Annotated in this window: 12 protein-coding genes and 2 pseudogenes; 6 read left to right on the top strand and 8 right to left on the bottom strand. The window is 44.6% G+C overall.

Annotation, left to right across the window (positions count from 1 at the left end; genetic code table 11):
* Positions 1–52 precede the first annotated feature (52 nt).
* Genes ACLJR2_RS13575 through ACLJR2_RS13560 form a run of 4 tightly spaced genes read left to right on the top strand, consistent with a single transcriptional unit; the run spans position 53 to position 4,817 of the window.
* Positions 53–1,255, top strand: a complete 1,203-nt coding sequence (locus ACLJR2_RS13575; RefSeq protein ID WP_000141078.1) for a hypothetical protein — start codon at positions 53–55, stop codon at positions 1,253–1,255.
* Entirely contained in the window at positions 1,255–1,971 is a 717-nt protein-coding gene (locus tag ACLJR2_RS13570; protein WP_000498586.1) for a DUF1266 domain-containing protein, read from the top strand. The genes ACLJR2_RS13575 and ACLJR2_RS13570 overlap by 1 nt, the downstream gene beginning before the upstream one ends.
* A 10-nt stretch (positions 1,972–1,981) precedes the next feature.
* The gene (locus tag ACLJR2_RS13565) at positions 1,982–4,093 is read left to right on the top strand and encodes a DUF4034 domain-containing protein (protein ID WP_000434238.1); all 2,112 of its coding nucleotides are present in this window, start codon (positions 1,982–1,984) and stop codon (positions 4,091–4,093) included.
* 4 nt (positions 4,094–4,097) lie between these two features.
* A complete protein-coding gene (locus ACLJR2_RS13560) occupies positions 4,098–4,817 on the top strand; it encodes a tetratricopeptide repeat protein (protein ID WP_000586680.1) in 720 nt (239 codons plus the stop codon).
* A 130-nt stretch (positions 4,818–4,947) separates the two neighbouring features.
* On the opposite strand, the gene ACLJR2_RS13555 is transcribed toward ACLJR2_RS13560, so the two are convergent.
* From ACLJR2_RS13555 to ACLJR2_RS13530, 6 genes and pseudogenes are all read right to left on the bottom strand, one after another.
* A complete protein-coding gene (locus ACLJR2_RS13555; protein WP_001122105.1) occupies positions 4,948–5,685 on the bottom strand; it encodes a hypothetical protein in 738 nt (245 codons plus the stop codon).
* A 38-nt stretch (positions 5,686–5,723) separates the two neighbouring features.
* Positions 5,724–6,656, bottom strand: coding sequence for a hypothetical protein (locus ACLJR2_RS13550; RefSeq protein ID WP_000092680.1), 933 nt, complete (start codon positions 6,654–6,656; stop codon positions 5,724–5,726).
* Positions 6,657–6,851: 195 nt separating this feature from the next.
* Positions 6,852–7,138: pseudogene (locus tag ACLJR2_RS13545) on the bottom strand (ISAs1 family transposase); the annotation flags it as partial.
* 390 nt (positions 7,139–7,528) lie between these two features.
* Complete coding sequence (locus tag ACLJR2_RS13540; RefSeq protein WP_000646714.1) at positions 7,529–7,972, bottom strand: hypothetical protein; 444 nt, start codon at positions 7,970–7,972, stop codon at positions 7,529–7,531.
* A gap of 552 nt (positions 7,973–8,524) precedes the next feature.
* Positions 8,525–8,944, bottom strand: coding sequence for a hypothetical protein (locus tag ACLJR2_RS13535; protein ID WP_000502178.1), 420 nt, complete (start codon positions 8,942–8,944; stop codon positions 8,525–8,527).
* A gap of 655 nt (positions 8,945–9,599) precedes the next feature.
* A complete protein-coding gene (locus tag ACLJR2_RS13530) occupies positions 9,600–10,217 on the bottom strand; it encodes a hypothetical protein (protein ID WP_000977172.1) in 618 nt (205 codons plus the stop codon).
* A 163-nt stretch (positions 10,218–10,380) separates the two neighbouring features.
* Between ACLJR2_RS13530 and yegQ the strand changes: the two genes are divergently transcribed.
* The gene (gene yegQ, locus ACLJR2_RS13525) at positions 10,381–11,742 is read left to right on the top strand and encodes a tRNA 5-hydroxyuridine modification protein YegQ (protein WP_001517981.1); all 1,362 of its coding nucleotides are present in this window, start codon (positions 10,381–10,383) and stop codon (positions 11,740–11,742) included.
* Between the two features lie 451 nt (positions 11,743–12,193).
* Positions 12,194–12,373: pseudogene (locus ACLJR2_RS13520) on the top strand (non-LEE encoded effector protein NleB); the annotation flags it as partial.
* A gap of 9 nt (positions 12,374–12,382) precedes the next feature.
* Here the strand turns inward: ACLJR2_RS13520 and ACLJR2_RS13515 are convergent.
* Both ACLJR2_RS13515 and steD read right to left on the bottom strand, forming a co-directional pair.
* Positions 12,383–12,799, bottom strand: a complete 417-nt coding sequence (locus ACLJR2_RS13515; RefSeq protein ID WP_001540404.1) for a CesT family type III secretion system chaperone — start codon at positions 12,797–12,799, stop codon at positions 12,383–12,385.
* Positions 12,800–12,920: 121 nt separating this feature from the next.
* A complete protein-coding gene (gene steD / locus ACLJR2_RS13510; protein WP_001533113.1) occupies positions 12,921–13,256 on the bottom strand; it encodes a type III secretion system effector SteD in 336 nt (111 codons plus the stop codon).
* Positions 13,257–13,515 lie beyond the last annotated feature (259 nt).

Below are 13,515 nucleotides of genomic sequence, written 5' to 3'. Positions count from 1 at the left end.
TGAATCTAAAAATACATAAACATAACACCAGCTTAATTATACATAGATTTTTATGACAGAAACGTCATCTCACCGCTATAAACCACGCAATATAATAAATGCGCCAAATGTAAAATCGTCTATTTTTTCCCGGAGCCAACAACGCGGCGACAGCGAAAATATCCAGCGCTGGTTAAGCAACCATTTTTATCGTTGGATCATTGGTGACTTTCCTCACGTTTATCCTGTGCGCTCCGTCGCCGATTATGCCGTTTATTTTAGCCCTGATGCAGAAATCCCCGCCTGGCTGGTGCCAAAGCTGGGTGGCGATGAGCGCTTTTACTACCTTAACGTTCAGCACCCGCAACTCGTGGCAATGGAAAGAGATTTAGTGGAATTTCTTTCGCGTCAGGAAGGAACGCGGCTGGAAACTAAACTGCAGCGCATCAACTGCTTTACCGTGCTGGCAATGCGCGAAGCGGAGCATCAAAAAATGCAGCGCCTGCGTGAACAAGGTTGGTATCCCTCCAACAGCGAGGCGCTAAAACCGGTGATGACGGTGAATAACGGTGTGCTGGTTGAACTTGATGCAACAAACCCCGGCCTGCGCAGTGAGATGGCGTATGAATCCTGGCATATGCAACACTGCGTCGGAGATTTTGATAATAAAGGCGCGCTTTCCGGCGGCTACGGCGATTACTACGCCCGGCAAATTGAACAACAAAAACTTCGCCTGTTCAGCCTGCGCGACGGCAATAATATTCCCCACGTCACAATAAGCCTGGTGGTTGGTAATAACGGCCTGAGCATTGATCAGATTAAAGGTAAGCAAAATCGCCACCCTATTAAGAAATATGCTAACGATGTTTTATCTCTGTTACGCCATCTGCAACCACTTCCTGAGCGCCACGCCGATTGCGAAGGGATGGGAATAGTTTATGAAGCAACGCCGGAATATTCAGGTTGGAAATTTATTACTCATATTCATGACCTCAATTTTCTGCTCAATGTGCTGCATGACAATTTTCATTTAATGGAGCACTTCCCTACGCCTCCGGTGGCTTTACAGTGGCTGCTGCTGCACAGCGCCCCGGAGGCACTGCGCTACCTTCAGGTTGTTGATCCTAACGTGGCGACGGCTGCGGAAATGCTGTTTCCGCAGCATGAATGGCATCCTACGCTTGCTGGGAAAAACACCAGTAGCGAACCTTTCGAAATTGAAAGCCTGACGCTACAAACCACGCGTTACCTCCCTGTCATCAAGGAGGTGCAATAATGTTCTGGATTGTTCTTATTATTGCCGCCCTATTTTTTAGCTGGCGCAACTACAAAAAAAACAAACCGCTGATTGCGGCCCGTATCGCCGAGGAGAAAGAAAAAGATCGCCTGAAAGACCTGCGTCGCGATACCCGACGGCGGCAATGGGCGCTGGCGCTAGCCGATATCCTCGCCCGGCGCAACGGGCTACCGATCAAAGGCGTTGAGCTGGTCTTCAAACTTGACGATGACAAACGCCGCTATCTGGCGCAGCAGGTAAAAAAAGAGCTGGGCTTGAGCGAAAACCTCGACGGCGCGGCGTTACGCCACAAGGTCGAGGATATCTTACGCCGCTGGCCTGCGGGCATCGGCAGCTCGCCGCGCACGTTTTATCATCATCTGGCGGCCCAGGGCCAGGTCCGCGACGCGCTGGCTTTCGACTGCATGCGCACCGCCTTTCTGACCCGCTGTATCGCCGGGCTCGGCTGGTGCGACGTACATCAGGCCTGGCTGGTGTTATTACTTAACGCCCAGCGCGCTCAGGACTGTTTTGATTCCTGGGAGGATTACGCCACCGCCTACGTTCGCGCCCGCCGGGTATGGCTCACGCTACGTGACACGCCAACAGCGCTTGCCGGACGGGATTTACAGGAAGCCACCCATTATTTGCAAGACCCGGTCAGCCGCTGGCGACAACTGCCGTGGAATGAATTCAAAATTTTCGAGCCGATTTAAAGGACGCTTTATGGAACAGGATGATCGTCTGCTCAACGCTATGTTTGAGATGTGCAACCACAAAAATCCCCTCAATGACGGGCAACGCGAATGGCATATCGCCGATATTCCCGGCCTGCTGCGCGAAGAACGCTATGACGAACTGGACGAACGCTACAACCAGGCGCTGACGGAGAGCTTTACCAGCCGCGAAGCGGAAAAGCGCTATTTCTTCGCCTGGAATCAAATGGACAACCCTTTTTACGATATGGACACGCTGGTTGAGGCTGGGCCGCAAGGATTAGCGCTGATCAAAAACTGGCAGCGCGCTCGTCCCCGCTCCACTCACGCCTGGCTTGCCGAGGCGCAATACTGGAATCACCGTGCGTGGCTTTACCGCAGCTATGGCTGGGCGAGAGAAACCACCCGAGCGATGTGGATCTGCGCCGCCGCCTGCAACGAACGGATGGTCATCGCCGCGCTCAATGCTATCGACTGTGAACCGCGCCAGTGGATGGCGGCGGCCCTGACCAGCACCAACTCAAAAGTCTTCGGCCAGCCCGACTGGCTGGTTGAGTTCCTCGTGGGCGCGGATGTTGCCGGGCAGCCATTAATGGAAGATCTGGCTGAATATCATCGCCATTCACCGCAGGAGGTGGACGCGCTGATGGCCCATTCCGGGCTATCGTTTGCCGACGCGGTTTGCCCAAATTTGCCGCGCCCGTCCGTGCTACCGGAGTTCAATGACGATGCCGGGCAAAAATACTGGCTCGCCGTCTGCCTGGCTATTTTCCCGACGGTATTTTACGTACTGGATGAATATATCCCGTTTCGTATGCCGCGCTGGGGAGGGTTTCACGAGGAAATCCGCGAATTTCTGGAATCAAGCGTATGCGATCACCTTTCTGCCGCAGAACGTGAACATCTGGAGCTATTAATCTGGTGGGACGATCACCGCGATCTGCGCATTAAAGAGGTTGACTCCCCGGCAGAACAGAAACGCATTATCGCCGAAGCCGAAGAGATTAGCATGCGAGCGCATATCCAGGAATCCCGCCACAACGCGCTGAAGTGGCTGCGGGTCTGCTATAGCGATCTGGACGATAATGACGCGCTCTGGCGAACCCTTCAGCGTTCGATCGTGGAAAAAGTTAAGCTCAACAATTATTTCTCTGATGACACGATAAAGTTCGCCCTGCGCGATTTTCCTGACACCTGGTGGATGTATAATTTTCTCTGCCAGAATGCGCAGCAAACGGAATTCGCAGTGCCGAAAATCCGTCGTGGCTACTTTCAGTACGCCGGGCTATTGGGTTTCGAAAAGGATGAGGCGCAAGGCCTCGCCTGGCTCGATAGCGTCGCCGACATTCAATATAACCATCACTGGCGGGCGGCGATTAAAAATTTCAACTGGTTCGGGCTCCCGGAACATTTCGTGCCGCTGGCAGAGCTGGGCGCACAAAGAAATATACCCGCCGCGCTAAACCTGCTGGGCCTTGAACACAATAATAAAGAGAACAACGGCCTACTACCTTACGATCCTGCCATCGCGTTAGGGTATTTTCAGCGCGCGGCGGAGATTTTGCACCGGCAGTTAGCGCTGCGCGAGAGTACCCCGTACAAATTAATAGATAACGGAGGCTATACCGACTATGAAAATGACCTGCAAAATATTCATTTCAGCATTGGCATCTGCAACCAGCGTCTGAGTAAACAAGAACTTGATACCGAAAAACGTTCCGCTTATGAAAAAGAACTACTCGATAATCTCTGGCTGGCGCATCAGTTCGGGCATAAAGAGGCCTGGGGCTTGTTCCTGCTGAATATTTTTGAAGTGAAGGATATTACGCTGGCGCATAAGCATCTGGAACTGGTGCAACAAGAGGCCAACAAAGGCACGCTACACGCTATGGTGACCCTATCGCGCCTGCACGGTAATAAACACGATCGAACGCTGTTTAATATGAAGCTAAGCGCACGCTGGGCGCATTTTGCCTTCACACTTTACCCGGATAATGAAATCGTTATGGACTGCCTGGACCACCTGCATTTCGATTCTTTCTGGAAACGCTTTCGTTTCGCCTGGTATACCGTCCGTATCCCGAATTCAGAGCTGCCGGGACAGGTCAACTCAATGGTGTAATGGAGTGATAATACAAAGAAAATCTCTATTTCTTTGCGCCCTGCTTCTACTCTGCACCACCGCCAGGGCTGAAATTACGGAGCAGCAGATCGAGGCCGACTGCGCAAAAATTCCAGTTTTTGCCAGCCAGGGCGAACAGCTTTACAAGACCCAAAAGTATGCCAAAGCGCGCGACGCTTTTGAACAGCAGGCCGCATGGAGCGAAAGCTGCGCCCTTGACGACAGCGCCATCGCGACGGCCTACAACAACGTGGCGCTAACCTGGATACGCGAAGGCGAGTGGCGTAAAGCCCGCGCCTGGCTGATGCTAAGGCCGAATGATAGCAAGTCGATCTACAACCTGAAACTTATCAAAGATAAGCTATCGGCCCTGCCGCCACCGGTTTTTGCGGCGGGGGAATACTGGCGCTATGCCGGACGCGCCTCCTGGAATGTGCTTAGCGTGAAGGCATTACCCACCCCATCGCGCTATCAGGTTAATTTTCAGGGTTACTGGTTCGGTTTAATGGGGATCTACTTCGGCCCCAATATCGGCGAGTTCTCCGCAACGGTAACGCTGGAAAACGATAAAACCATCGTGGCGCTTCGGGAAGGCGATGATATTCACTGCGACATTTCGCTGGCTTTTTCTTCTGAAACCATTGATGCCAGCACCGATACGTTTGTGGACTGCGGTTTTGGCGCAAATGTCCGCGCCGACGGGCACTATCTGCGCGTTGAATAAATCTGGCGTGGAAACTGAAATTTTATGATTAACCTGAGATCGGTTGAAATTAACAATCTATTTATAATTCTCATAACGTTCCTCATTCTTTCCTGCTATCCATATTACCTCAACACCTCCATTACAATTATTAATGTCGTAAGCATGGTATATTTAACGCTCGCTTCTTTTCTTTACCCTGTGATACTTCATTTCTGGATATCAATTTGAACCGACCATTTTCCATTTGATATTGTTCCTTTATATAAATCTGAGGCGCCTGATCTTTAAACTTTATAGTTACAAGATGACCATCTTTGCTGTCCTCATACCACCTATATATAACATAACTATCAATGCTTATTGTGTAATTCTGGCGGATGACAAAATCAGAAAAACGCACGATATCTTCATAAGCAAAAAAGCTACTAAGTAATAAAGCATCCACCAGGTTTCCTTTTGCATCATAACTATTTATTTGTACATTAAGTAATAACGTATCAGACTCTCCAATTTTATTATAAATTATCAATTTGTAAGTATTACCATCATGTTCAAAGTACCCTAATTCATAATAACGGACACCATCACCAATATACGGAGAAAGAAAATTCTCACCTTTTACCGGCACCTTAATTTCCTGTTGATTAAATAAGTTAGTTTTCTCTTTATATTCACCTGGTAATTTTAACTCCATTACATTATCATCGGAATTAATATCTTTATAATAACAAGCCAATTGTGCAAACTGCGTAGAATCAACAGGTAGAAGCAACGCCTTACTCTTTTGATTATTACAACCAACACTTGTTAAAATGATGCCAAACAATATGGCCGAACGCAATAAACTTAAAGAAAAAGTTAATCTATAATTATTCATAATCGGCATTAACTTTCGTAATACACATCACCCTGTCTCATCTCTCATTATTTAAAGAGTTCTCTGGTAAAAGCCAGTTCAGTATTTGCTGATATCAACCTGTCAACCAGTGGACAGAACCACTCTGGCGCATCCCATTTACTGAAATCAGCCTGATGTTCTATGGCTAATGGCGTCTTTAATAATGGATGATCAATTTCTGGCGTGGTAAGACCATGTGCTGCACGAAATTTTTTCACTGCCTGATATTCAAAAGGCCAGAGCAAAAGTTCCTGTGGCTCTATTTCATAACCGTTAAGAGCATATTCATTTTCTGTAGTCTCTGTACGCGCAGACCATTTCAGATGGCAGTCACAAAGCTCAGCCAACCACTCTTTTAGTACCGCTTCATCCTGTGAGTAAAGAGCCTCTTTCACAAAATCATAATAGAAACGCTCAACTGGAATACCATGCGACTGCCAGTCAACCGTCTGCTTATGTTCACTGGCTAGCATTTCAATTGCCAGAACAATGGTCTTTTGAGGCAATAGATTTCTCGCTCGTTCTGCTTCAAAGTTCTTTAATCCTTTAATAAAAAGAGGATAGAAGCGACGGGCAACATCAATTTTATTGGTAGCAATCTGAAGAAGTAAGGGAATTCCCTGATTATATAGCAGTTCATCAGAAACAAATACTTTATCTGGTTGTTCAAAATAACCACAAAACAATCCCATCGCATCAAATGCAACAGAAGCACATAGTAAATTATTTTTTATTTTATTTTTAAAATAGACATTCCAAGCGTAAAGGTACAGAAAAGACCTTGAATTATTAAGGAAAAATAGATTGAAAGAGGATAATATTTCTTCCTCACCATACTTATCTATTATTTTAAGGTCAGTGGAAATAGTTCTTTCTGTAATATGAGTATATCGTTCCACATCCATACTTGCAGAGTTATCACTATTAAAATACTGAGATATCTCATTATATCTGCTCATGTAGCGCCCTTATTTTTTCACATCTGGATGGACTGGAATATCCACACCAAAAATTTTTTTAACTGTTTGCCCCACTCTTTCATCACTAAAAAAACGAAAGTGAGGACATTCCTTCAGGACAGGCATCATTCGAGACTAATCTGTAGTTTTCATCAATATCCTGCCCGGACACAACCCCCTCCTTACAGGGCAAGATTACGAAACCCCGCCCCCCGCAAGGACTGACGCGAGGTACTCTCTGTCCATCGCCACATCCAAACGCCAGTGCAATTTATTTTCCACATCCCAATGACTTCTCATCGCATTAGCAATTTTTCTGATGTTAAATCCGATGAACTTATATAATATCTCACCCAACATTTCCGGTTCTTTCTTTCTGCTATGATTCTCTGAACGAAAAGATACCGCCACACATAGTTTTTTTAACCCTTCCATTCAAATGTAAAATCAATTAGCTCATCCGAAACATCACTGACAATATGAGTTATATGTTATTTAACATTAAATGAGAAATATATCTCTTTGTAATCTTTAAATAAGGGTAAATCCCCTACGCCCATAAAAATGAACATTATTTTTGTTGGTGGTAATGCCACCTCTGCCTGAAGGCACTGATCTATCAGGGAAAGATCATAACAACCATAACTCAAACATTAATTTATGAATTTAGTAATAACGCAACATTGATCTGTAAAATCCAGCACTGACTTGTATTTAAAAAGTTGTATTTAACGTGATAAATATACGACCCTTGGTTATTTTATTCTTTATCCCGGTGTGTACAAAAATATACTTTCATACTCTCGTCATGATGCTGAAGGTTAAATTTAATTCATTTTAAAAGGCTAAAACCAGGATGAAGATCTACCTCGTCACCAAATCAATTTGCCACCACCACCTATATAACTCCGGCCTGGATATGGAAGTATAAACATGTCATCACATTTTTCCCTGGAACACCCCCAGTATATCGTTTCCTTACCATCGGACCATTCTGCCGTGGCAGCAGCATTAATAGAAAAATGCCACTTTTTCTTATTATAAATCAACTCACCCGTTATTTCACAGGGAAACCAGAGCCAAAATCCAGTCATGGTATCACTCATTTCCTTATATTTATCACTTAACAAAAATATTTTTTCTATCTGACTTGCATTTAAAACCCATTTATTGCATAAGTTTCTATCCCCAGGCTCTTTATTATAAGGACTCATATAATGAGACTGATTTATTTTTAATATCTTCATATCAGCAAAACAATAACTCACAGAGGATAAAAATAGAATCACAAAAATAATCACATTATTCGCTTTCATATTAACACTCTATCCAGAGTCGAACGCATACCTTTGTCGTTTAGTCGAGCGGCGGCGGGCATATAGTTTTCCTCATTATATATTGATGTGATTTTGTATCATTGCAATTATAATATTAAAGTTACCTTACTCAGTTTAGTAAAAAAAGGCAGAACATGTTTGACGTCAATATTATTCAACACTTCTATGAAGAAATACAAATTCAAACTAACAGTTTGCACTTGCTTTTTGAATAAATAATGAGAAATTTTTTTATCTGACTTGTTCTTTGCCCTAATTACTACAAATCCGTGAGTTTGTACTCGATTTTACATTATTGTCGATAGTCAGGAATTATTGATATATAATTCAGTAAATTTGACAAATTCGTTTCAGAATGACCTTGCTTTTATGTGAACTTCATTCATTTTTCAAACCGTCTCATATAATCTTTTCATGCAAATTTTCTTGTCATACACATTGAAAACATATAACAAAAATATGTTCACGACATATCCAATTAATATTTCATACCATCATTAACTTCATCATCATAATTTATGAAATATAGAATTATTTTAGTGTGATATGTTTGAGTGGCAACCACTCACCAGGCTGAGAATATGAAAACATTTTTCCTTTTATATAATATGCTTTACCTTTATTGCTTATCTCAAATTGCGGTGATGGATATGGACATGCATTTTCCTCGTCGCCGTTATAGTATAATGCCAAAACACCAGAATTGATTTTTAAAGAGTAGTCACCAATGCATGTTATCCCCGCATGCCAGGTTGTCATGGATAAAGAAGCACGATTATTTTTACTATCTATCTTTAAATTATATTGTAAAAAAACCTGACTCCCATCATTTAACTGCTCGCCAAGTTCCTCGACTCTAAAGTTACCATCCCATTGAGTTTGAGTAATCGCAAAAGAATTTGCGCTCCATAAGCAAGAAAAAATAAATAGATACTTTATAAAATCGCCCATACAACTAACCCCTGATTTAATATGTAGAAGGTATCAATTCAGTATTCAGCATTGTCACACTATACACAAAATCACTCAAGTTGCATCAAGGCGGCAAGGATTTGCTATTGCGCAATGCGTAAAAGACATCAAGAAAAATATATTTTTCATAATAAAATCTACTAATAAGTAGATTCAATGGAGTCCATCTTATCAATACGTATTTATCATTTTCTGTTCAACTTCAACCTGATTTCCTCTTAGTACTGAGTATCGTCTGCGATCGTTAATTCTACCTCTGATGATATCTCGTTAAAAAATAACGCTACCGCCATACCCTGGTTTACAAACCTGCACCCCCTAAGATTACTCTCTTATCTGCATTAAGAATATCATTGTGTTTTTTTTCGGAATATATAAAGATTCCCCATAGTGGATACATAACGTGAGCCAAATTAGTTAAAGACGTAATCACTGACGCTATAATAAGTCAAATGACCTTTAGTATTTTCTTTAATGCATGTTGCCGAGGTAATTTCAACTTTATTTTTAGTGAATTAGTTTCATATTCAGGAAATGCTTTATTTAAATCATGAATATTGAGGGGGTGCCATAACATCCTGATAGCAGAAAGACATAAATAAGCAGCTATTTACCCTGATTAAACATATATGCCTCACGCACTACAATCTTCCGTAACCAAATCCAGCAGTGTTAAACTCCACCCTTTGCCCAAGCCATGAAGCTCGCTCAGATGAAAAATCAGACCATCGCCCCATTTTTCCGGCACTGCCACCACTCGCTCTGATTGCAGCTCAAGCCGCCTGGCGTTTGCTATACGGGTATCAGACGCCTGATCCCCATTATCCGCTCCATTCACCATGCTAAACGTCAGCAGCGCATTATCAGAACCGGTATAGCTGACAAAAAAACCGGCGTGATCCCATCCCTTTTCACAAACGTACTCAACCTCCGTGTGGTGATCAAATTCGTTATCCACAGGAATATGCTCTGAAAACCAACCTACCTGCCCCAACAGGTAGTTAAAACCGGGTATCGGCTTATTAATATCAAAACTTTTCATCCACTCATAATCATGCCCAGCCCCAATTCGGTACAGCACATACATCCCAACTTTTTTATCAATCAGGGCATTAATTTTCGCGTTGTCTCGCTGCTGAAAAGCGATAATCACCTGTCTTGCCGTCTCTTCAAACGACGGAGCGGCACAAACGGGATGCGCGACCATTCCCAGCAGACTCAACGTGATGGCCGTGCGGCTCATTTTCATCATTGGCTCTCCATTAACATCCGGTGTTCTATTAGCGCCAATATACTCTCGCAATATTTACTCGGCCTGTCCGTAAGCGTACAATGCCCGCCCTTAAAGTGAGGACTCTCCTCAAGCCGCCTCATCAGGTGAGGCGGATCTGACCTGTCATCAGAACGAGAAAATGATGTTTAAACCAGAACTTCTTTCGCCGGCGGGAACGCTGAAAAATATGCGTTACGCTTTCGCTTACGGTGCCGATGCCGTCTATGCGGGCCAACCACGCTACTCTTTACGCGTGCGTAATAACGAATTCAATCACGAAAATTTGCAGCTTGGCATCAACGAAGCCCACGCGCTCGGAAAAAAATTCTACGTGGTGGTGAATATCGCCCCGCATAACGCCAAGCTCAAAACCTTTATCCGTGACCTGAAACCCGTCGTCGAGATGGGCCCGGATGCGCTGATCATGTCCGATCCAGGGTTGATTATGCTGGTACGCGAGCACTTCCCGGCAATGCCGATTCACCTGTCGGTACAGGCTAACGCCGTAAACTGGGCGACGGTAAAATTCTGGCAGCAGATGGGGCTGACCCGTGTGATTCTCTCCCGCGAGCTGTCGCTGGAAGAGATTGAGGAAATTCGCCAGCAGGTGCCGGATATGGAAATAGAAATTTTCGTCCACGGCGCGCTATGCATGGCCTATTCCGGCCGCTGCCTGCTTTCCGGCTACATCAATAAACGCGATCCGAATCAGGGCACCTGCACCAATGCCTGCCGTTGGGAATATAACGTGCAGGAAGGAAAAGAAGACGTTGTCGGCAACATCGTGCATAAGCACGAACCGATTCCGGTACAGAACGTTGAGCCGACGCTCGGTATCGGCGCGCCGACGGATAAAGTGTTTATGATAGAAGAGGCCCAAAGACCGGGCGAATACATGACCGCGTTCGAAGACGAGCATGGCACCTATATCATGAACTCAAAAGATTTGCGCGCTATCGCCCACGTGGAGCGCCTGACGAAAATGGGCGTCCACTCGCTGAAAATCGAAGGCCGCACCAAATCCTTTTATTACTGCGCCCGTACCGCACAGGTCTACCGTAAGGCCATCGACGACGCCGCCGCGGGTAAACCCTTCGACCCTACGCTGCTGGAAACGTTGGAAGGTCTGGCTCATCGCGGCTATACCGAAGGTTTCCTGCGTCGCCATACGCACGACGATTACCAGAATTACGAGTACGGGTACTCCGTTTCCGAACGCCAGCAATTTGTCGGCGAGTTCACCGGTGAGCGTAAAGGCCAACTGGCGGCCGTGGCGGTGAAGAATAAATTCTCCGTTGGCGATAGTCTGGAGCTGATGACACCGCAGGGAAATATCAATTTCACCCTGGAACAGATGGAGAACGCCAAAGGAGACGCTATGCCGGTGGCGCCTGGCGATGGCTATACCGTCTGGATGCCCGTCCCGCAGGACGTTACGCTGGATTACGCACTATTGATGCGTAATTTCTCAGGCGAATCAACGCGTAACCCCCATGCTAAGTAGTTAATTGCGGTTATTTTTTCATGGCGGGAAGATTCTTAGAAATTGATCACATACCGCTTCGCTCAATGCGGGTATTATTCAACGCGCTGAAAAACATAACCCATAAATGCTAGCTGTACCAGGAACCACCTCCTTGGCCTGCGTAATCTCCCTTACGCAGGCTTATTTTTTGCGTATAATCAATAAAAAAGTGGTACTTCCCGCCACATCCAAAAATTGACCACACTAACCAAAGCGCAAATGGGCGCTTAGGTTTAGAGACCTCCCCTATCCATTGCCAGCCAGCAAGTCACAATCCTCCCCGCATCCGGTCGGACTCAGGACTTAGCATTCTGACTTTTACGTTTAACATCAGTGAATTAAATCAATGACTGCTTTGTGAGAACTTACACAAAAAGTTTCCAGATTATTAAATTAAGGTTAAAAACTGATAATTTAAGCGTGTAAAAATATGGCACGTTTTAATGCCGCTTTTACAAGGATTAAAATAATGTTTTCCCAGATTAGAGGTTTGATTTCATGTCAAAGTAATACTCAAACCATCGCACCTACGCTCAGTCCACCTTCATCAGGCCATGTAAGTTTTGCTGGGGTTGATTATCCTCTATTACCACTAGATCACCAAACGCCCTTCTCACCGTCACGTATAATCGGTATCCAGAGTTATTCCTTTATCCTGTAAAATGTGATACAGATTCTCCATTGATCTAATAACTACCTCAATTTCACATTCAAGTTTCTCTACAGAACTTTCATTTAGTGAGAAGTTGAGAGCCAATAATAATGATTGTGAGTTATTATCATAACACAAATGTGGTCCATTATTCTCTGCAAACCATAAATTAGCATTGAGAAATTCAAAAGCAAGATTATTATTATCCGGAGGTCTTCCGCAAAAACCGTATATCATTATATACTCACTGTTAGTGCTTGTTAGTAAGATACGGTAACGGTTATCTATAATAAATGAGCATAATCTGTTTTCGTCAAAGACAATTGAATCGGTATTTAATTTTAGTGAAAACTGTCTTAATAAGCGATCGGCTCTTGAATACATAACACCCCATACTCTATCTAAAGCGTTTCTATATAAGTCATAAGCCTCTGGTCTGGACGATTAACACCCCGTGTCATCGTCGGAATTCGTCTTTTCCCTATGACTTGCTGTGTTTGCTCATTTATGGCCAGGCTGGCCGGGTTCTGATGCCATTTGCGCTAAGGTATAGTCCGGCGCATATTCCCATCATACCAATTCCCCCCATGCCAAACGATGCGCCTAAAACCGTCAGGGCGGTAGTATATGCAGTACCACTACTGACACTGGCGACAGCCCCTGAGCATACCCCACTGAAAACACCTGTAAACAATGCCGTGGTTCCCAGGCACATTAAACATCTGGGTTTATTGCCGTAAGCGTTAAAATCAACGATTTCAGCTACCGGTTTTTCATCATTACCCCGTTCAGAAGGAGGGAGCAATGGCGTTTGCGCATTCACGCCTGAAGTGACATTCATATAAACCTCTTCATGCACATGCCTGTTTATGTTTATGAGAAAAGCGATACATCAGGCAACGGTACGACTATAGGACACCGCGCTAAGCCATCATCTAAATAGGTTTTATTTGATATATAGTAGCGTGCTTCTAATAGTGCGCCGTGTTTCTGCTAAAGAGTCGGGAGTGTTAGAAATTCTGTGTCATTCCAGTAATATACAATCAAAAAGGAATGACACATGTCCCAGCCCTTCGATTTCGATAAAGCGCTTAAGGCAC

The sequence above is a fragment of the Salmonella sp. SAL03688 genome (assembly GCF_046551895.1).
GTDB classification, from domain to species: Bacteria; Pseudomonadota; Gammaproteobacteria; order Enterobacterales; family Enterobacteriaceae; genus Salmonella; species Salmonella enterica.
This window is presented reverse-complemented; position numbering and strand designations above follow the sequence as displayed.

What these genes read in the sequence shown, in the direction of transcription:
- ACLJR2_RS13530 (WP_000977172.1), bottom strand. Translation starts at nt 10,217, where the DNA reads ATGATGAAAATGAGCCGCACGGCCATCACGTTGAGTCTGCTGGGAATG.
- ACLJR2_RS13565 (WP_000434238.1), top strand. Translation starts at nt 1,982, where the DNA reads ATGGAACAGGATGATCGTCTGCTCAACGCTATGTTTGAGATGTGCAAC.
- ACLJR2_RS13550 (WP_000092680.1), bottom strand. Translation starts at nt 6,656, where the DNA reads ATGAGCAGATATAATGAGATATCTCAGTATTTTAATAGTGATAACTCT.
- steD (WP_001533113.1), bottom strand. Translation starts at nt 13,256, where the DNA reads ATGAATGTCACTTCAGGCGTGAATGCGCAAACGCCATTGCTCCCTCCT.
- ACLJR2_RS13540 (WP_000646714.1), bottom strand. Translation starts at nt 7,972, where the DNA reads ATGAAAGCGAATAATGTGATTATTTTTGTGATTCTATTTTTATCCTCT.
- yegQ (WP_001517981.1), top strand. Translation starts at nt 10,381, where the DNA reads ATGTTTAAACCAGAACTTCTTTCGCCGGCGGGAACGCTGAAAAATATG.
- ACLJR2_RS13575 (WP_000141078.1), top strand. Translation starts at nt 53, where the DNA reads ATGACAGAAACGTCATCTCACCGCTATAAACCACGCAATATAATAAAT.
- ACLJR2_RS13555 (WP_001122105.1), bottom strand. Translation starts at nt 5,685, where the DNA reads ATGCCGATTATGAATAATTATAGATTAACTTTTTCTTTAAGTTTATTG.
- ACLJR2_RS13535 (WP_000502178.1), bottom strand. Translation starts at nt 8,944, where the DNA reads ATGGGCGATTTTATAAAGTATCTATTTATTTTTTCTTGCTTATGGAGC.
- ACLJR2_RS13515 (WP_001540404.1), bottom strand. Translation starts at nt 12,799, where the DNA reads ATGTATTCAAGAGCCGATCGCTTATTAAGACAGTTTTCACTAAAATTA.
- ACLJR2_RS13570 (WP_000498586.1), top strand. Translation starts at nt 1,255, where the DNA reads ATGTTCTGGATTGTTCTTATTATTGCCGCCCTATTTTTTAGCTGGCGC.